This is a genomic window from Thermoleptolyngbya oregonensis NK1-22 (genome assembly GCF_032705245.1).
In the GTDB taxonomy this organism is placed as follows: Bacteria; Cyanobacteriota; Cyanobacteriia; order Elainellales; family Elainellaceae; genus Thermoleptolyngbya; species Thermoleptolyngbya sichuanensis.
On the sequence record NZ_CP053540.1, the window covers coordinates 4,304,028 to 4,324,264 of the forward strand.

Genomic DNA, 20,237 nt, shown 5'->3' on the forward strand with positions numbered 1-20,237 from the left:
TAATGTTTTCCAGGATTACTGCAATAGCAGGGCTTTTAGAGAGATAGAAACTGGCGTTACAGTATGTAAAGGAAGCTCGCTCTAGTCACGAGGTTAAATGCCCAGGCATGAATCGCACCATCGTCTGGTTTCGGCGAGATTTGCGCGTCTTTGACCACGCGCCGCTGCATCGGGCCGCTGCACGGGGCGCGGTGATTCCTGTGTTTGTGCTGGATCGGGCGCTGCTGCACCATCCCGAAACCGCCGTGGCGCGGGTGGCGTTTATGCTGGAGTGTCTGCACGCGCTGGATCAGGACTTGCGCGATCGCGGCGGGCGGCTGATCCTCCGCTCTGGCGATCCGGTTGAAATTCTGCCCCAGTTGGTGCGCGAAACCCAGGCCGAGGGCATTTATGCATACATCGACTTTGAGCGAATTTATGGACGGGTGCGCGATGCGCGGCTGAACCGGGCGCTGACGCAGCAGCAGATGAAGATCCGCTGGTTTGAACCCGCCGCGACAACGCCAGATCTGCTTCCCTACCCCAAATACCGAGAACTGTGGTACACCCACATGGCGCAGGAGATCGTGCCCGCTCCGACTCGCGTTGCCGTACCCGACGATATTCCCAGCGAAGTCATTCCCAGCCTCAGCAACTTGGGACTGATTGCCGATGGCAAGCCGATTCCTCCCGGTGGTATCGCGCCTGCGCGGGCGCTGCTCCAAGAATTTCTTGCCGAAAAGAGCGATCGCTACTACTGGCAACTCTCTTATCCTGGCGCAGAAGCCACATCGGGGCTGAGTCCCTACATCAAATTCGGCGCGATTTCGGTGCGCGAGTGTGTGCAAACAACCCAGACCCAGCTCAACGACGCGCCCGATTCGCGGGTGCAGCGCAGTCGGCAGCAGTTCATTGCACGGCTGCGGTGGGGCAGTGGCTTTGCCCAGCGGTTTCGCTACATGCCCCAACTGGAAGTGCGATCGCTCTATACGGTCTTTGATGAGGAGGGTTGGGACTTTGACGAAACGCTCTACGAAGCATGGCAGCAGGGCGAAACAGGCTTCCCCATTGTGGATGCAGCAGCCCGCTGTTTGCAGGAAACAGGCGGTTGGAAACAGCTAAACTTCCGCGTCCGCGCCATCTACTCCAGCTTTCTCAGTAACTTACTCGGCATGGACTGGCGCTATGGGGCGCTGCACTTTATGCGGCACTTGATCGATGGCGACTGCCCAATCGACCATTACCAGTGGGCCATGCAGGCAGGGGTAACGCACTGCGTCGATAAAACCTGGACCCGCATCTACAATCCGGAGCAAACAGCGGTGGATCGCTGCGACCCAGACGGACTATTCATCAAGCAATGGCTGCCCGAACTGGCGCACCTGTCGCCTGCGGAACTGGGAGTGCCGCCGCGCCAAAAAGACTATCCCCCGCCGATCTTATCTTACAAAGCCGCCAGACAGCGCCGTGTGCAGCAGCTAGAACGACAGCGACAGGTGTTTCTGAATCAGGATAACGTGTTGCCTTATCTGGCGCGATTGCCCAACACACTCACACCCTTTGGAGCAGATTTGTATGCCAGCGAAATCGCCTGGTCTCAAACAAGTCCCTTAGATTTGTTTCCGCCGCCGCTCGACTTGGAAGCGCTGGATCTGGAACAGGCAAAGGCACTCCGCACCTGGTTTGTTGCCCATGTGGACATCGTGCCGCGCAAAGTGCCAAGCCGTAAGCGAAATGCGAAATCGAAAGCTCCTGTACCCGCCGATAGTGTTCAATTAAACCTGTTGGGTTAGCATGGAGGAGCGTTCCGTAATGTTATGCGGCCAATTCAGTCGTCATGGTTTGTTCTAGATAGCGTCGGAATCGTTGGGCCAGAAGTCCCTGAGAACTGCGATTTGCCGTACTCGCCTCAGCGCTATCTGCGGTCATCAGTCGATCAATCTCAGCATCCAAAATGCTGTCAATCTGAGAACTTAAGACATGCACGCTCCGTTCCTGGGCATATTCCGCAACCAGGTCATAAAGCTGTGTCTTCAGGCGCTCTCGAATTTGCTGACAGACGTGAATCCGCAGTTCGCGCAGCTTTAGCAGGCGAGACACCTGGGGCTGTCCGCCCATGCCTACCAGCGGTGCAATTTCGCCCATCGATCGCCCCTGGGCATAGAACAGGTGCAGTGCTTTGAGAAACTGGCGATCGCGCTGTCCCCGCTGCCCTTGTAAATCCTGGAGGCGATCGCAAATCACCTGGGCGATCGCCCGATCCAGCACCATTACCAACGCTTTGCGATAGTGCTGAAGAAACGCAGACTGGTTCTGCTCGGCTTCATCCGGTGCAGCAGCAGGCACATCTACAGATTCCAGCGGCTCGGTAGACGGCTGACGCTGACGCAGTTTTTGGGCCAGATTGCTCAGTTGAGCCATCACTTGCAGCGGAAAGCAGGGCTGCCCCGTCGTTTGTTGTAAATGCTGGGCAATGTCCTGGAGTTGCTGCGTGGTGGGCGTGGGGCACTTGCCGCGATAGCCCCGTGATCGCACCTGGCGAAGCTGCTCAGAATATATGGCGTGGTAGCTTTCCAGCAGTTGACACGCCTGCTGAATTTCAGCTTCGGTGAGAGCATAGCGCGAAGCGAGAGTGCGTCGAATCTGGCCCGTTGTTGCACTATTCAGAAGTGCCCAATCGCTAATTAAGTAAATCCCACGCTCTTGCAAAAAAGCGTTCAGTTCTCGATGGTAAAAAACTTTGCGCTTTGTCCAGGTGCTTAGGCAAGTGTTGCGCGACGGATCAAAGCTACCCAAGATATCGTAGGCAAACGCTCGATAAACCGGGGAATCTGGCTCTGCCGAAGGCTGAAGAAGCCCATTCGGATTCCACGCGATCGGCGCGTCATCCAGCACCAGCGGCAGCAGATCGCTCAGTTGAAAGCCACCCCGCAGCCCAAACCGACCGGCTAACTCAATGCAAACCTGCACAATTTGATGTGAGACATAGCAGCGCAGGCAAATTTCGGCGATCGCCCGTTCCGTTTCGCTGCCCGTTTTCCACAGCGCTATCAACTGCTGCTGAAGCTGTTTGTGAGACGAGAAGGGATTTGCCGCATCCAGGCAGTTCTCTTGTAAAAATGCCTTTGCTTGCAGGCTCGTCTGCGTCTTGCGTGCGCCGGAGGACGTTAGCGTGATCTGCGTATAGTAGGGACGCAACAGGCTAGACGACGGACGAATCATCACCGAAGCCATTGCAGAGGGCATTGCAGAGAGACAAGCAGGATTCATGGACTTGTAAGGGGGAATTACAGACACAGCGCTACTCCTGAATATGAATTTTGAGCAAGACAGACTGGACAAACGAGCGAGTCGCTTGCGTGAATGCAGATTGAAAAGATTAGGGATTAAAAGAAGATTGGGGGCTGATTCAAACAGGGAATGTGTTCAGGAACAGCTAAGACCCTAGTTCGCCTCAGGAAAATCTGAATTACCGGAGAACATTTCTAACGCTTGCTGACGCTGGAAGCGATGGTAAGCAAACGTGCTGCGAATCGCATTGATAAACGCAACGCTGACAAGCGTCACAATCGCCATTCCGAAAAGATTGGTGGGCATCCCCGACAGATGCAGCAGAACGCGACTGAGCAGGTAAATCGATAGACCCGCGATCGCCGCAATTCTAGACATCCGCTGGATTCCCCAGGCGATCGCCCCATAGATCAGCGCATCCACAAACAGCAGCGGGTTAAAGACTTCATCCAGTTCTAATAGCTCTGAAGGCAGCGTGTTTTGCGTTGCGGCGATCGCAAATGCAGTGGTCACACCCGCCAAAACCAGCGAAGCAATCACACCCTGACGAGCCACTCGACGGGCCGTTGCAATACTGTCAATTTCGGGAAACCACCTGTTTTCGCGGTTTGTAGCGTTGGCTTGCATAGCCGTTTGGAGTTTCATAATAAGCAACCTCAGAAGGCGGGTGAGTGTGTTGGGCGGTTAATTTAATCAGACCACGAACCTCTTTTGAAAGAACTACCCCTGGGCGCAAACCTGGTCGCACAGAAACACAATCCAGATTGCAGATTTGTGCATGTTGAAAAGCCGGGTCAGAATCTAGGCGAATAAAGCCGCCTGTATAAAGACGCTATGGTGTTTTCAGTTCGTTTTGCACCCTAAAATTCAGTAAGATTCTTCAGCAGTTCTTTCAAAAACTTCAACTTGGATGGGTGGCGCTGGCTATGGGTGGGGGCGAGGATCGATTCTCGATTTTGGCTTTTCGATTTTGGATTGCCAGTCAAGCTCATTCGTTGCTCTGCCTGGGAGATAGAGATAGGGAGCCTATAGCCAGTCGCTCACGAGTAGAACGCTAGGAGGGGCGATCGCCCTTGATGAACAGTTCGCAGGCTGCTGCATGGTTGCCGTAGTCAATTTGAAACTCGCGCTCAAACAGCGCCTTGGTCTTGGCAAAGCCCGACTCGCTGCCCGCACCAGGAAGATGCTCGGCCACAGCGCGATCGCCAAACAGCAGCGCCATGTCCTGAGCAAATTCTGGCTGCTCCATGTGCTGGTGCAGTACGTTATCAATTGCGTCTGTGGGAACTGCGACCAGTCCCGGATTTTGCGATAACAAAAATAGGAGTCCAGCGTAGTGGGCGATCGCTTTTACGGAGTGTGAACCGGAGCGCTCCATCCGAGTCAAAAAAGACTGGAGCGACTGATGAAATGCGGGATTTTTAGCCTGAATGATGGCGAGAATATTCATAGGATTAGACCTCATACATCGGCGGGGTTGATAGGAGGCTTGGTTTAATCAGGCTATTTTTGCTGTCAGAAGCCTGATGGTAATAACACAATTCGACAAGCAGGCATTATGAAAATCAAAGTGGTTTTCAGGTCAACTTTCTGTCTACTTGCTAGGAAGAAATCAGGTAAAAAAAACCAAGTTACGAAAATGGTGGATAGAGATTTCGCCCTTCAGGAACGTTGACAGAAATCAAGTGGGAACTTTTTGGAGGCTGTTAGGTCTTGATTAACTTGCTCCTTCAATACCTCTATAGAACTATGGATGGACGGGTTATGCGATACCCATCCCCGTAGACTCCTTCGCAGAGAAGCACCAACAGATTTGCGTTTTCACGTAGGTCGGTTTGCCAATACGAAAATGGTGGATAGAGATTTCGCCCTTCAGGAACGTTGACAGAAATCAAGTGGGAACTTTTTGGAGGCTGTTAGGTCTTGATTAACTTGCTCCTTCAATACCTCTATAGAACTATGGATGGACGGGTTATGCGATACCCATCCCCGTAGACTCCTTCGCAGAGAAGCACCAACAGATTTGCGTTTTCACGTAGGTCGGTTTGCCAAATTGAAAAATGTGCGCTTTTGCGTATCTCTCTCTTGAGGCAGACCTGGTATGATAGCGACCGAGCTTGAGCAGTCTACTTGAGCAGTCTAAATGTTCCGGTTCGCAGCATCCATCCTCTGATCGATCAGAAGATCGATCAGAAGATTGATCAGAAGATCGATCAGAGCATCGATTAGAAGCTGCTCAGAAGTTGGTTCTTCATTTGCCTGTTTTGTATTTATGAAGCCCTTATTGTTTAAGGCAGTCATTCTTCTGCCAGTTCTTTGTCTCACCAGCCTGTTTTCGATTGGCTGGGTTGCGTTTCCGGCGATCGCCCAAACGCTGCAAGGTCGAGGACAAATCGTGAGCGGCCCAGGGCAGGGCAGTGTAGTGCAAATTAGCCTGACAATTAATGGCAACCAGGTGACCTTTCATAGCGGGCCCTCTCAAGGACAGACCGCACAAATCCAAAATGGAGTAGCAAGAACTCCTGACGGCAATGTATGGCAATTTGCCCAAGGACGCAGACAGGTAACGCTCTATTCTGGCAATCGCGTGATTGTCTACGTTCTGCGGTGAAGCCATGCCTTTCGATAAACGCTGGAAACTGCGATCGCTCGGACTTGGCGCACTCTGGGGACTGCTCTACACCCTCATTCTGCTGCCCTCCCTTTCAGTGGATACCCCGCTCAAAGAGTTTGAAGTTCAGCGCAAAGAGCAGCTTTCTAAAGTTCCAGAACCTCGTCAGACCGGATTGAGATCTGATGCCGTCAACCAGATTCTTTTAGTCACCATTGATAATCAAGAAATTATTGGAAGTCCCAAAAGCTTTAGCCGCTTCAGAAAGCTAGAAGATTATACAAACCTAATTAAAAATCTCATCGATCTGGGCGCTCAAGTTGTTTTAATCAATCTGCCCTCAGAGGTGCTTGATTCTCCAGAGCCTCTGACCCCGGTCGAGTCGGGGTTATCCGGAGACTCGATTCGTTCTCTGGTTGAAAATTACAGTCATAGAATTGTGCTATCTTCTCCTCCAGAGTTGAAGCGATCGGGGCCCTTCTTCCGCGTTTATAACCAATTTCTGCCAATCAATAGTCGAACGTTAGAGCCTATCTTTCCGCCGGAGACGATTCAGGGATTTTCAGAATTTTCAACCCCTGTTGCAAAAGATGGGCTTGCAGCCTCTTTGCAGCTCAGAACAAGCCAGCAGCAACTCATCCGGCAACCGCTGCTCAATCTGCTCAAGGCCTATTCAATCAATCCTGTCCGGTATCCCTATGCAGTTGAAAATAGCTTCAATTCAGGAATGTCGGACACAAATGCCTCTAAAAATGCAAAAGGCGGCCCTGTCAATGCCTTCCAGTCAGCCGTTTGTCTTGCAGCAAATAAGTTGAATCCGAGTAATGTCTGTTCAAACAGTCCACTGCCTTCTTATTCAGATCCCCACGTCAGTTTTTCAATATGGGAAGCAGACTTTTCCAAAAGCTTGGGACAAGAATTTTGCGGAGCCAAAATCATTGATCCAGTTCAGCAGGTAACAGGCTGCGATCGCGCTTCCCGAAGAGATTTTTCCTCATCTCATATCGAGAAAGTCAAAGGCAAAATTGTCATCATCGACTTTCCCCAAAATGACCCCAACTGGTCTGAACTGCCGACTTCAGTTAAGGCTGAACCGCTGAGTCCGGCAGAGATGCAGGCAAACGTGCTGGCGAGCATTCTCAGCAACAATATCCAGTATCCCCTGAGTCAGGAGTGGAGCCTGGGATTGACGCTGGCAGGGTCGATGCTGATGGCGTGGTTGCTCAGCCCTGGATTGTCAAAATCCAGCTTCTGGTGGCTGACTCGTGGGCCGCTGATTGTTCTGGGGATTCCGCTCGCCTATGCCGCCTTGCTGCCCACCGCATTTGCTGGGCGCGTGGTTTTGCCAATCATGCTGCCCATTTTGACTTGGGTGCTGACGGGCATTTCGATGACGCTGGTGCTGCTGCTCAAAAAATCAAGAGAGCAGGCCGCCAAGCAGCGACAAGAGTTGACCCAGCGAAACGCCACGCTGTCGCGGACGCGCAAGGTTTTGGCGAGGGTCGCAACCGATATTCACGACGGGCCGCTGCAAGAGCTAAAGCTGGTGATGGATCAGGTAGAAGAACTGGAAACCCTGATTGATCCAGAGTTGCTGGTGGTAAAGACCAGCGTCAAGTCGGAGCCGATTGTGGATAAGTTAGTTCGCATTGGCCAAGATATTCGCAATCAGCTTAATGATTTACAGATTATTGCTCGAAAGCAGCTTGATATTTCACCAGAGTTAGTTTCTGGGCTAGCCCAAGGAATTCAAACCCACCTCAAACAGCTTGAAGAACGCGGCGACCTGAGATTAAAAGTTAAGCAACGCATTAAACCACTTCAGGAACCAGAATTGAATCCAGACTGGATAGACGATCGAGAAGATATCTTTCGGTTCTTTAAGGAAGCCATCAACAATGTGATGCGCCACGCTCAGCAGCCCTATGGACGAGCAAGCTGGGTCGAAGTTTGCCTGGAACAGCAGGGCGAACAATGTAAACTGGCGATCGCCAATGATGGGATAGGTGTATCGGGAAACACATCTAAAATCCCTAATCATCTCGCCGATGATCTGCCAAAGGGGACAGGTACAAAAACGATGGAAACGATCGCAATCAGCCTGGATAATGGACGCTGGCAGAGGACTTTATCTCCAGAGGGCCTATTACGGGTTGAGCTTTTTTGGAGTCTAAAGCAGGGTTTACGCTAGGAGTCTAAAGCAGGGTTTACGCTAACAGCTTCTCGCTATAGAATAAAGGTATCGCGAGAAATTTGGCGTAGCCAAGCAACAGAGATGCCCCCCAGCCAGCCTTTTTTTCTAATTGTTGAAGATCATCAGGAGGTTGCTGAGAGAAACCGCGATTTTCTTCAACAGGTTGATCCGAACTGTCGGTGTGCGATCGCCAATAATCCCTCTCAGGCAATGGAGTTTCTATCGCTAGAATCTCCAGATCTGATAGTCGTTGATTTGCTTTACGGAACCTTTAGCGGCGAGCAGTCGGCTGAGCCTGGGATTAACTTATTGCGCCATATTTTTGAGAAGCATACAGAGCTCAATGTCCTGGTATACAGCAGCGAATATCGCTTGCTGACTCCACTCATTTCTTATATCGATAGTCACAAGGGCGGGTTTGCGGTTGCTAATAAGCTCGATCGCCGATCGACCTATATCAAGTTTGCCCAGAGTGCGCTGAACGGCGAACTTTGCCTGCCTAGAGAACTGCGCCAAAGCTCTAACTTGAATCATCAAGATTTGGAGGTTCTAAATCTCCTGTGCAACGACTGCCTTTCAGATGACGCTTTGGCCAATCGGCTGAATGTGTCTCGGCGAGCTGCCCAAAATTACGTCAAGCGCCTCAAGCAGCGCCTTGATGTGGATCTGATTTACACAGAAGAAGCAAACCACCGGGTTGCTATCTGCAAAATGGCCCGTGAAAGGGGCTTTTTGGGATAGCCAAATAGGAAATTACAGCTATTAAATTACACATAAAGTTACACAAACTAGACAGATTTTTGCAGCATTCAAGCATTGCAAAAAACCTGTCTAAGAGGGTGTTTCAAAAGGTATCGCCTGTCATGTTAAGCACTCAGAGATCCCCCCTAGCCCCCCTTAAAGGGGGGAAACCGCCTTAAAGTCCCCCTTTTTAAGGGGGGATTTAGGGGGATCTTGCACGCTTTGCTACAAACAGTAGGACTTTTCAAACATCCTCTAAAAAGTGCTGTTTAGTGGGTGACGTTTGGCTATTTGAGGCGATCGCCTATGGGCGTATCCCAGTTCTGCAAGTTTGCCCTCATCCCCCAGCCCCTTCTCCCAAAACAGGCGAAGGGGAGTCGGATTGGAAGTCCCTCTCCCGCTTTGGGAGAGGGATTTAGGGTGAGGGTTACAAAAGTGGGATGCACCCATTGCCTATGGGCAAACCGTCTCAGGGACAAGATCGAACGGGTTGGCTGGGTTATCGACTAACGTCGTGAGAACGCGAGTCGTTAAATCTTTGCGATCGCCCCGTGCGTCAAAGCTAATCGTCTTGCCAGGAAAGATACTGCTGGGGGATTGTGCGGTTGCTAGCCCCTGGCGAATTTCATCGGACGTAATGCCAGGGCGCAGCTTGGGCAGCAGCACCTCAATCGCCTCGTAAGATACCGCCGTGACCCGGTTCACGCCGCCCAGCCAATAGCGATTGGCAGACTGCACAAAATCTGGGGCGCAGGCAGCATACCAGTCCGTTGCCACAATCAGCCGATTGCTGAGGGCGCGACGCTCCTCCGAACTGCTGCCGCGATCGCTCCAGTCAGCGGTGTAAATCGGGGCAGAGGCCAGAATCAGCCGCCTGCCGCCGTCCGCCTTAATCACCGCCAGCGCCCGATTAAAGGACTCGCTGTTGCCCGTGCGACCGTCCGGCAGCACCACCAGTGCGTCTACGTCCTCGACCTGACGCAGCGCATCGGTTGCATCAAACTGCGGATCGGAAAGGTCAAACGTGCGAACAATCGTGCCCCGCAGTTCGCTCTCAAACTGATAGCGCAGGTCGTCACTGTAAAACTCTTTAGAATTGGCAAATAGCGCGACTCGGGGCTGGTTCTTTTGCTGATGCAAATAGTCTGCTAGGGTTCTCGCTTCGATCTGTGTGGAGGACGTGGTGCGGAAAAACACGTCAGCACCGTTGCACCGCGCTCGCAGATTCATCACGGTGCTGAGGGGAGAAATCACCACCTGCTTGGCTGCGGCATACACAGGCAAGGAATCGCAAGTGCCCCGACTGGTGTAATTGCCAATGACCGCCAGTAATGGCTGTCCGTCGAGCGCGGGAAGGTTGGGCTGAACCAGCGCTTCGGCAATCGCCCTGCTTTGCGCGGGCACGTTCAGATCATTGACAATGATGACTTCCAAATTAGTGGGCGCATTAATCCGATTGACGGCCTGATCCTGGGCCTGGGCAATGCCAAACAGCATTTGTTCACCAATGTTAATCAGCGTTCCTTCTGGTGTGCTGAGGGGAATCACCGCTGCAATCGTATAGGTGGGTTGCCCTGCCTGTCGCCGCAGCCGCACTTCAGCATTGTTGCGGAAAATCAGCACTTCAGGATCTCTCAAGGCTGCGGTTGCGTTTTTATAGTCTGGGCTATTGGAATCGTTGGAAAACTGCTGCCGTTGGGTTTGGGCCAGTTGCCGTAGCTCATCAAATTTTGCTTTAGCGGTGTTGTAGTCACCCGTGGCAAACGCATTGATGCCCGCTTGCTTGAGCGCTGCGTAGGGCGCTTCCAGCTTGAGGCTACCCAGCAGGTTTCCATTGTCGCCAGCAGTAATCAACCGTTCGATCGGGAGCAGCGTAGGGCTGGGATTGCCTGACCCCGCAGGGCCGACTAGCCCCTGGCCAGGGCTGCTGCCCGGTGCATCACACTGCACAAACAGACAGCGGACTTGCCGAAGCGATACAAGGGCGATCGCCCCCAGCAGCACCGCCGCCGTCCCCGCGCCCACCAGCCACTTGCGCCGATTCGTAGCTGGACTCGGCGGGGGGGGCAGTGTGCCTGGCGGCGGGCTTATTTGGGGCGGGCGAGGTTCGGGCGGATGGGGCGGGGCGATCGCAGGCTCCTGCTGCAATTGATCTAGCAACAGTTGCCAGGTCAGCGGCTCCGTATTTTGCTTGACGCACACCGTCGGCAACCAAGTCACTTCGGAATAGCGCAGGTTGAAATGCTCCAATCCCTGTCGCGCCGCCCGCATGGCCATCAGCAGGGAGCGCTTTTTGGTGGCGAATTCATGGAAAAAGCGCTGCAAAAACTCCACCGCCACCGGATCGGGCACGGGTTCTTTCATCACAATGCAGCGGGGTACGTCAATCTGGGCAAGCTGCTGCGCCAGCCCCAATCCGTCGCATGAGTTAAAGATTGCCAGTTGCAAGCCCTTGCGAACTAGCTTACTCAGCGCAAACTTAAAGTTGCGAATGCTAATTTCATCGGTTTGGTTCAGCAGCAGCCAGCCCACGTTGCCGTCATCATCGCTGCGGCTATGGCCGACATACACCAGAATATGAAAGCCTTGCGGATCTTCGAGCGCAGCCTGGAGGGTTGCTGGAGACGGCTGGAGCAGCGAGATAACTTCCACCGTGTCAGGATGATCGTGTTCAAGCTGCTGGATCGCGGACAGGTCTTGATCGGTGCTGATGTCGTCGCTTTCTCCCACAATGACCAGAATTCTGATTTTGGCAGCCTGGGGATAGCTGGGGCGTGACCCTAGGGACGTGGATGGGTTCAGCACTCGAATGGCAGCATCGCTGTAGTAGTAGTGCTGCCTCAACAGCTTCCAGTCTTGCCAGGGCAGTCGTTTGAGCGTGTCATCATTGCCGAGGTCAATGATTAGCAGCGGGCGATCGCCGTTCCCGTTTCCATTCCCGTTTGCATAGCTACTTCCGTTCCCGTTTGCATATCCATTCCCGTTGCCATAGCCATTTCGACGCAACAGCGGAATCAGCGCCTCTCGCAGTTCACGCCAATGCTTATTGCCGTCGTTCAGCCATTCGTTAAACTCTTCTTGCAGCCTTTCCGAAAGCCGAATCACGTCCTGCGCCGTGTGGTGAGTAATTTTGACACCGCTGATGCGAAAGTGCGATCGCACGCCCTCCTGCACCGCATAGGCCGCTTTCCAGTCAGCCAGCGCCGCGACTAAGCTATTGGGCATCGCTGGCAGCGCGGCCTCCAGTTCACCCAGATCGCGGCTATCTAGCCGAACTCGGTATCCAGCAGCGGGATTGTCCTCATCACGGGGGCGGAGTGTCAGCTTAATCGTTTCCATAGGAGCTTAGTTCATGACCTAATTGAAGATATCGCACGATCGAATAAACCTATGCAACTCTAGTTTTCTGGAAAATTCTAGAAAGTTCTAGAATTTTCTAGATGCAGAATTCCTCTATTTTGCTATCTTCACCAAGCGCAATGCGGACGCTAAATCGGTCGCCTGGCTGACAGTCGCATAATTCAACCTCGGTCCAGCCGCTGCCGCTTTTGGGACGGGAGTCTACAATCACTGCGCCTGTCTCGTCCAACACGGTGATTTGCAGATTGCGCGGCAGTTGGTCAGACGAAGCATCGGGATAGAGCCGTAGCCGCACGTTGAGCGTGTTGTCTTCAGTGGTAATGGAAATCACCTGAACCACCAGCACTACCTGCTTTTCGAGCGACTGAAACTCGATTGCCTTGGCGCGACTGACGGAATTAATCTGGGCATCTATATCTGGCGGGACTGAAAAGCTGCTGCCCGTAGCGTTTCGAGATCCCGACCGCATGGTTCGATGGCTGGCGACGAAGGCTTCGGGCGATCGCCATTCGGGATGTCGAAACTGCCCCATCAGCCACTCGCGCAGGTTCACGATCGCCAGGTCAGGATGCAGCACATCCAGCAGCGAGTCGAGCGGCAGCAGTTCGCTCAACGGTACGGTCATCGGCTCAAGGGGGGCATCGTCTTCTGCAAACGGCACACCCCGCACAAACCCCAGCAGATCAACTGCGTCCAACTGTTCATGAAACTGAACCGCAACGTAGCCCAGTCGGTCTTGTGCAGTTTCCAGGGGGAGAGTCATAGCGGTTTCGCCGGGCAAGACCGGGCGACATTCCAGCCTGCCCATTCCCGGCAACACCAGATCCGCCACATCCAGCACCGCCCTCAGTCCTGGCTGCCAGCAGTCGCCCTCAGCAAGGCTGGTGTTCAGTTCCAGCCAGTTCAGGTAGGTCTGCACTGCGTAGACCGCCAGCGTGTTCAAATAGACCCGTTTGCCTTTCCCCGGCGTGGCCTGCTCGGCTGCAAACTGGGCGGCAGATTCAAACGCATCTTGACTGAGGGGAATGGGTAGGCCGATGAGTTCTACAGTGTTCATTGTTGCGTTCCAGAAAATGAGGGTGCAGTTTAGCAGATAACATTCAGAAGAGATTCGCGTCGCAATTCGCTGAAACATTCCGATCCAGTGCGGACGGGAAATCAGAGGCGATGCTTTTTGAGTTTGGGCAGGCACTCACTTTGCCAATGTTTGGCCACGGTAGATTCTTTGATCTTGAGGTCGCGAGCGATCGCCCTCATCGACTCTGGCGGCTGAGACAGCAGCAGCCGTTTGGCCACATCAAGACAGTTGCAGAATTCTTGCGCGGGCGGGTGGCAGTCGCCTAGACACTGCGCCTCGTCCGACTGGAGAAATTCGATCACTTGAGGATCAAACCGCAGCGCGACGATTTGCAGCAGCGGCAGGCACTTGTCGCGCCAATGCGAGTAAAGCGTCTGCTCCGGAATGCCAAAATCCTGGGCGATCGCCCGTCGGGTTTCGGGCGGTTCGCTCAGGTGTAGCCGCTGAATCAGCGCTTGACAGTGGCATTCCAGGAATTTATTGGGATGGCAGCCCTGCAATATCGCATCGGGGTCTGCGGCCAGATAGCGATGAATTTCTAGCCCAATTCGCTGCTTTTGCGCCTGCTGGAGTGCCTGAATCCACGCCTCTAGCAGCGTCATGTCCTGGCGCGGATCGGGCGTGAGGTCGCCCACAGGGGTCTGATTGCCGTCTTCCCCAATCGACTGATCTAGCAGCACCACGTTGCCAAATTCTCGCTTGATCTCGCGTTCTCCGCGTTCTGGTCGATGCAGATCCTTGATTTTTGTATCGGGGTTTCGCAAGTCCCGGATGCGTCCCTCCAAATAGCCGTTCACCCAGTTCATCAAATCCGTAGAAACCGAGGCGCTGCGGGGGCTAAACTCGTCGATTGCTCGACACACCCGCTCCATCGTCAGGCTGAGGGCGTGGCCATAGTCGGGATGGCGAGAGCGGCGCAGCTTGGGCGATCGCTGAATGCACAACAGCAGCCGAGACAGGGCTTTGCGACGCAGCAGGGGCGCAGCATCGGGACTGCGAATCTCGTCTAAAAGAGCTTGAATTTGAGCGTCATCACACATGGTTTGGCAACAGGCGTAGGGAAAACACAGAAGACAAATTGAAACCGTTCATGGCACAAACAACACCAAACCGTTTGCTGAAACTCTATCAGCCTGACCCGGAGGCGTTATGAAAAATTGCAGAACTCAGCGGCAATTTTGCTTTGCGGCTGAGAGCCGATCGGAAGCTGTATCTGGAGCATAGGGCGCATCTCAGTTATGCAAGTTTGCCCTCATCCCCCAGCCCCTTCTCCCAAAAAAGGCAGAAGGGGAGCCGGATTGGAAGTCCCTCTCCCGCTTTGGGAGAGGGATTTAGGGTGAGGGTTACAAAAGTGGGATACACCCTGGAGCATAGAGGGTTGGGCGTTCAGTTTGTGGCAAAAAGTTCAGCAAGAAATTCAATTTTCTCAGCCATTGCCGGAATCTATCGCCAGCCCCACCGCACCTATGCAGGCTGCGATCCGCCAGCCAAGCTGTGCAGCCTTTTAGCAGCTTGTTGAGAGCGTTTTTCTCTAAGCCTTAAGAAATTTCAACACGACCGCAATTTAGGCATGAGCAAGAGGGCGATCGCCTGGGTACTCTAGACTGTGGGTCCTGGAAAACCGTGGTCTTTTGAGTTTGCGATCGCCCCTTATGCCTGACCACACCCTCCCTGAGAGGATCGATCTACCCATGCCCAATTGGAGTACCCTCAGCAGAGTGAGATTATCGGGCGATCGCGGTTCAAAGTTCCGCCTCAAAGCCCCGTCCTATCCGCTTCAAGCTGTCCCCCCTGCGTCACGCCTATGATGAGGGGTGATGGTTATTCTCTGGTGATGAGGGGCATTAGATAGTTGGGGACTCTCTTCTCTAAAAATTCAGGCTAGAAAGCTGTGTCTAAAACCCGTCCGCATGTGCCTCGAAGGACATCCCACCGAGAGCATGTCCTACACCAGATCACCAATCGCATCCGCCAGTCTTTGGAACTGCCGGAAATTCTCTCCACCGCAGCCCGTGAAATTCGGCGGTTTCTCAATGTAGATCGCGTTAAGATCTATCGCTTTGCGCCAGATGGCAGCGGCGAGGTGATTGCCGAAGCGATTCACAACAAACAGCTTCCATCACTGCTGCATCCCCACTTTCCGGCCAGCGATATTCCCCAATCCTCACGGGATTTGTTTGTGCGGGCCCGCCAGCGGGTCATTACCGACGTATCGGCCCAGCACCAAATGGCCCATCGGCTGGATCATCCCGACACGGGCGAAAGCCTGATCAACCATGACATTCGCCACGCACCCGCCGATCCCTGCCATGTGCAATACCTGAACACAATGGGGGTGCAGGCCTCTCTGGTCGTGCCAGTGCTGCACCAGCGCCAACTGTGGGGGCTATTGGTCGCCCACCACAGCAAGCCACGCCACTTTTCTGAACGAGAGCTTCAGGTAGTGCAGCTTTCGGTCGATCAGCTTTCGATTGCGATCGCCCAAGCAAACCTGCTGGCCCAAACCCGCGCACAGGTGCTTTACGAAGCGACCCTCAACCAGGTCAGTCAACTCCTCCACAGCCCCCTCAGCCAGCCCGAAATTCGGCAGCAGGTCTTGGAAGCGATGGTGGCAGCGCTAAAGGCAGTAGGCGGACGGCTCTACATTGCAGCAGAACCAGGCGGCGAAGTAGCTCAACTCTACGTTACCGGCGAACAGCCCAACAGCCCAAATCTGGAGCAAGACCCGGTGTGGCAAGAACTGCTGGGGCGGCGCACAGACGGACTTTCCGCGCTCACCAGCACCCACACCCCCAGCCCAGAGGCGATCGCCCAGTTTGCCAGCCGCCTAGACACATCTTTAGAGTCCGAAAAGTCGGAAACTCTCCGCTTTCACACCTTCGACAGCCTGCAAGCCGATCCACGCTGGCGGCCCATCGTTGCCCTGCTAGAACCGACCTCTATCCGGGCGATCGCCCTGATTCCGCTCCAATTCCAGCATCAGTTTGTCGGCTACCTGGGCATCTTTCGCAGTGGCTATGACCAGGAAATCTTGTGGGCGGGCCAGCACCAGGAAGATGCCCGCAACATCATGCCCCGTGCCTCCTTTGCGGCCTGGCGCGAGATCAAGCTCAACCAGGCCCCAGAGTGGACACCCCAAGACATTCGGCTGGCCAACTCGGTGGCGATTCACCTCTACCTGGCTGTGACCCAGCGGCGGGTCGAGGCGATGATGCGCTATCAGGCATCCCACGATGCCCTCACCAGCCTGCCCAATCGGCTGCTGTTTAACGATCAGCTTTCGCTGGCCCTGGCCAGCGCCCAGCAAGATGATGAAATGCTGGGGGTTGCGTTTCTCGATCTGGATCGATTCAAGCTGATTAATGATTCGCTGGGCCACGCGGTGGGCGACGAACTGCTGCAAGAGGTGGCCCGGCGGCTGCGGGCCTGCCTGCGTCCCTGCGATGCGATCGCCCGGTGGGGTGGCGACGAGTTTACCCTAGTGCTGCCGCACCTCCACTCTGCCGAAGACATCAGCCACATCGCCCAGCGCATTCTAGACCGACTCACCAGTTCCTTTTACCTGGGCGAACAGGAGCTATACATCACCGCCAGCCTGGGCATTGCTCTCTTTCCCTACGATGGGGCAGATGTGGAAACCTTGCTGAAAAATGCCGATCTGGCCATGTACCAGGCCAAGCAACAGGGCAAAAACAACTACCAGATTTATCACGAAGGCATGGCTGTGCAAACGCTGAACCACCTGGCGCTGGAGAGCGACCTGCGAAAGGCCCTGTCTCGCAAGGAACTCCTGCTGCACTATCAGCCGCAAATTGACCTGATGACGGGGGCGATCGTCGGCGTAGAGGCGCTGCTGCGCTGGCAGCACCCGCTGCTGGGCTTTGTCTCGCCGGCCCAGTTCATTCCCCTGGCCGAAGAGTCGGGCATCATCTGCACGATTGGGGAATGGGTGCTGCGAACCGCTTGCCAGCAGCAGCGGGCCTGGCAGGATGCCGGATTGCCGCCGATGCGGATGGCGGTAAACCTGTCGGCACAGCAGTTTCAGCAGAGCAGTTTGGCCACCTCTATCTTGCAAACGCTAGAAGAGACGGGCATCGAGCCGCAATATCTGGAGCTAGAGATTACTGAAAGCGCCGCCATGCGAGATGTGCAGTTTACCACCAGCACGCTAAGCCAACTGGTAGACCTGGGTGTGCAAATCGCGATGGACGATTTTGGCACGGGTTATTCATCCCTCAGCGTGATCAAGCACTTTCCCCTACACACGCTGAAGATCGACCAGTCCTTTGTCCGCGATGCCCCCCATAATTCCAGCGACGTGGCGATCGCCAACACCGTCGTCGCTCTCGGACGCGGGCTGGGCCTCAAGGTTCTCGCTGAAGGGGTAGAAACCGCTGAACAAGTTGAGTTTCTTCGCTCCATCCAGTGCGACTTTGCCCAGGGCTATTACTTTAGCCGTCCCCTGCCGCCAGAGGCGATCGCCCCGCTGCTGATAGGCAAGCCAGTCACAGGATAACCAGATGACTGGAGTAGATAACGACTGAATCAATGCGGATGAAAGGACTTGAACCTTCACACCTTGCGGTACTAGAACCTAAATCTAGCGCGTCTACCAATTCCGCCACATCCGCGTGTTGCCCAGCCTGCTGCCCAAAGTGGTAACCGGGTTAGTTCCGCTCGGGCTTGAACTTGGCTTAACTATCATAGCAAATGCAGGCGGGGCTGGTGCATCAGGAGTGACAGGGGCAGGTCTGCCGGGATTACTTGAGAAAGATTTTCGATAGTGTTGACATTAAATCTCAATAAGGGTACATTGTTTTTAGTGTTCTCCTCTCAAAGGATCGGCAGGTGGGGTTGGTCAATAGACCAGTCCCCCTTTTTTTTGCCTTTTTATTCAGGGCTTACGCAGTTGGATAATTTCTCGCGGGCTGCGCCCGCGAGAAATTATCCAAAACCCAGAAAGTTTAATCGCAGGTACGTAAGTCCTATTTATTTTTGCTTTTTTATCGACTGGCGACGTGTCTAGAAGCGGCAGCCAGTCCGATACACTAATAGATTGAGGACTGAAGAGGACTGAAACAGAGTGCGTAAAGTGCGATCGCCCCTACAGCGTCCTCTTCTAGGAACTACTGTGTCCACACATCTCGGTCGTTTGCATGGGGCTTCTGAAAGATCCCCCTAAATCCCCCTTACGGGGGGTTAGGGGGGATCGGCTCCCCCCTTGCTCAAGAGAGGTCAGGGGGGATCAGTTCCCCCCTTGCCCAAGGGGGGTTAGGGGGGATCAAAGCATCGCCGCTAAGCCCAGAAGACTGGTGTGACCACAGGAGTTTGTAAGACGGGATACGCCCTGTCCCCAAGAAACGAGAGTTTCTAAACCAGCCGCACACCTAACTCGCCGCAAAAACTAGCTGCAAAAATACTCTATGCAGACCGATGCCTCCGTCACCCAGCCCATGCCCCTTTCCCTCGTTCCCCCAGACGGCACAGCGTTCGATGCGATCGTGATTGGGTCGGGCATTGGCGGCCTGGTGACGGCCACCCAGCTTGCGGCAAAGGGGGCATCTGTGCTGGTGCTAGAGCGCTACCTGATTCCGGGGGGCAGCGCGGGCTACTTTGAGCGGGAGGGCTATCGGTTTGATGTGGGCGCGTCGATGATCTTTGGGTTTGGCAGCCAGGGCACGACAAACCTGCTGACGCGGGCGCTGGCTGCCGTGGGCATGGAAATCGAGACGATTCCTGATCCGGTGCAGATTCACTATCATTTACCCGGCGGTCTGGATCTCAAAGTGCATCGTGAATATGAGAAATTTTTGCAAGAACTGACTGCCAAGTTTCCCCATGAGGCGAAGGGCATCCGCCAGTTTTATGACGAGTGCTGGGCGGTGTTTAACTGCCTCAACGCGATGGAACTGCTGTCTCTGGAGGAGCCACGCTACCTAACCCGCGTGTTTTTTCAGCATCCCTTTGCCTGCCTAGGGCTGGTGAAATATTTGCCGCAAAACGTGGGCGACATTGCCCGTCGCTATATCTCTGACCCAGACCTCCTGCGCTTCATCGACATGGAATGCTACTGCTGGTCGGTGGTGCCCGCAGACCTGACCCCCATGATCAATGCGGGCATGGTGTTTAGCGATCGCCACTATGGCGGCATCAATTATCCCAGGGGCGGCGTGGGGCAGATTGCCCAGAAACTGGCAGAAGGGCTGGAAAAGGCAGGCGGCAAAATCCTTTACAAGTCCCGCGTCACGGAGATCCTGATGGAAAACGGTCGCGCAGTTGGCGTGCGGCTGGCCTCAGGCAAAACCTACCGCGCCCGCCGCGTCATTTCCAACGCCACTCGCTGGGACACGTTTGAAAAACTGCTGCCCGCTGCCGTGCTACCCAAGTCGGAGCAAAAATGGCAGCAGCGCTATCGCAAGTCGCCCAGCTTCTTCAGCCTGCATCTGGGGGTGAGGGCCGACGTGCTGCCGCCTGATACTGAGTGTCACCACATTCTGCTAGAAGACTGGAGCCGCATCGAAGCCGCCAGGGGCACGATTTTTGTCTCGATTCCTACGCTGCTCGACCCCAGCCTCGCGCCCGACGGCTACCACATCATCCACACCTTCACGCCCGACTGGGTAGACTACTGGCAACGCCTCTCGCCCAGCGAGTACGAAGCCCAGAAGGAGGACGTAGCCGCAGCATTGTGCGATCGCCTCGAAGCCATTTTTCCAGGTCTTGCCGCTGGGCTGGATTTTCAGGAAGCGGGCACGCCCCGCACCCATCGCCGCTTTCTCGGCCGCGTAGACGGTTCCTACGGCCCCATTCCCCGGCGCAAGCTGCTGGGCCTGCTGGGAATGCCCTTCAACCGCACCGCTATCCCTGGCCTCTACTGTGTCGGCGACAGCACTTTTCCGGGACAGGGGTTAAACGCAGTCGCCTTTTCAGGCTTTGCCTGCGCCCATCGCGTTGCGGCGGATTTGGGGCTGCGCGGCTAGGCA

12 protein-coding genes and 1 tRNA gene are annotated in these 20,237 nt (G+C 54.5%); 6 read left to right on the forward strand and 7 right to left on the reverse strand.

The annotated features are described in order from the left end of the window. The first annotated feature begins 107 nt into the window (after positions 1-107). Positions 108-1,772, forward strand: coding sequence for a deoxyribodipyrimidine photo-lyase (locus tag HNI00_RS18055; protein ID WP_316788152.1), 1,665 nt, complete (start codon positions 108-110; stop codon positions 1,770-1,772). 22 nt (positions 1,773-1,794) lie between these two features. On the opposite strand, the gene HNI00_RS18060 is transcribed toward HNI00_RS18055, so the two are convergent. The 3 genes from HNI00_RS18060 to HNI00_RS18070 form a co-directional block, all read right to left on the reverse strand. After that, entirely contained in the window at positions 1,795-3,276 is a 1,482-nt protein-coding gene (locus HNI00_RS18060) for a hypothetical protein (RefSeq protein ID WP_316788155.1), read from the reverse strand. A gap of 147 nt (positions 3,277-3,423) precedes the next feature. After that, positions 3,424-3,915: a hypothetical protein gene (locus HNI00_RS18065; RefSeq protein WP_316788157.1), complete on the reverse strand. Its 492-nt coding sequence runs from the start codon at positions 3,913-3,915 to the stop codon at positions 3,424-3,426. A gap of 409 nt (positions 3,916-4,324) precedes the next feature. Further along, positions 4,325-4,720: a hypothetical protein gene (locus HNI00_RS18070; protein ID WP_316788159.1), complete on the reverse strand. Its 396-nt coding sequence runs from the start codon at positions 4,718-4,720 to the stop codon at positions 4,325-4,327. Between the two features lie 822 nt (positions 4,721-5,542). Here HNI00_RS18070 and HNI00_RS18075 point away from each other — a divergent pair. From HNI00_RS18075 to HNI00_RS18085, 3 genes are all read left to right on the forward strand, one after another. After that, positions 5,543-5,881 carry a hypothetical protein gene (locus HNI00_RS18075; RefSeq protein WP_316788161.1) on the forward strand — a complete coding sequence of 113 codons (339 nt, stop codon included), beginning with the start codon at positions 5,543-5,545 and terminating at the stop codon, positions 5,879-5,881. A 907-nt stretch (positions 5,882-6,788) separates the two neighbouring features. Then, complete coding sequence (locus tag HNI00_RS22205) at positions 6,789-8,072, forward strand: sensor histidine kinase (protein WP_420156223.1); 1,284 nt, start codon at positions 6,789-6,791, stop codon at positions 8,070-8,072. 84 nt (positions 8,073-8,156) lie between these two features. Continuing rightward, entirely contained in the window at positions 8,157-8,816 is a 660-nt protein-coding gene (locus HNI00_RS18085) for a response regulator transcription factor (protein WP_172354919.1), read from the forward strand. Positions 8,817-9,269: 453 nt separating this feature from the next. Here HNI00_RS18085 and HNI00_RS18090 read toward each other — a convergent pair whose 3' ends face one another. From HNI00_RS18090 to HNI00_RS18100, 3 genes are all read right to left on the reverse strand, one after another. After that, a complete protein-coding gene (locus HNI00_RS18090; protein ID WP_316788166.1) occupies positions 9,270-12,155 on the reverse strand; it encodes an ABC transporter substrate-binding protein in 2,886 nt (961 codons plus the stop codon). Positions 12,156-12,252: 97 nt separating this feature from the next. After that, positions 12,253-13,233: a DUF1822 family protein gene (locus HNI00_RS18095; RefSeq protein ID WP_316788168.1), complete on the reverse strand. Its 981-nt coding sequence runs from the start codon at positions 13,231-13,233 to the stop codon at positions 12,253-12,255. A gap of 101 nt (positions 13,234-13,334) precedes the next feature. Then, complete coding sequence (locus HNI00_RS18100; RefSeq protein WP_316788170.1) at positions 13,335-14,294, reverse strand: hypothetical protein; 960 nt, start codon at positions 14,292-14,294, stop codon at positions 13,335-13,337. Between the two features lie 851 nt (positions 14,295-15,145). Between HNI00_RS18100 and HNI00_RS18105 the strand changes: the two genes are divergently transcribed. Beyond that, positions 15,146-17,770 (forward strand): bifunctional diguanylate cyclase/phosphodiesterase, encoded by a 2,625-nt coding sequence (locus tag HNI00_RS18105; RefSeq protein WP_316788172.1) that lies wholly within the window; start codon positions 15,146-15,148, stop codon positions 17,768-17,770. 33 nt (positions 17,771-17,803) lie between these two features. On the opposite strand, the gene HNI00_RS18110 is transcribed toward HNI00_RS18105, so the two are convergent. Further along, a tRNA-Leu gene (locus tag HNI00_RS18110) sits at positions 17,804-17,885 on the reverse strand. Positions 17,886-18,707: 822 nt separating this feature from the next. Between HNI00_RS18110 and crtH the strand changes: the two genes are divergently transcribed. Continuing rightward, complete coding sequence (gene crtH / locus HNI00_RS18115; RefSeq protein WP_420156389.1) at positions 18,708-20,234, forward strand: carotenoid isomerase; 1,527 nt, start codon at positions 18,708-18,710, stop codon at positions 20,232-20,234. Positions 20,235-20,237 lie beyond the last annotated feature (3 nt).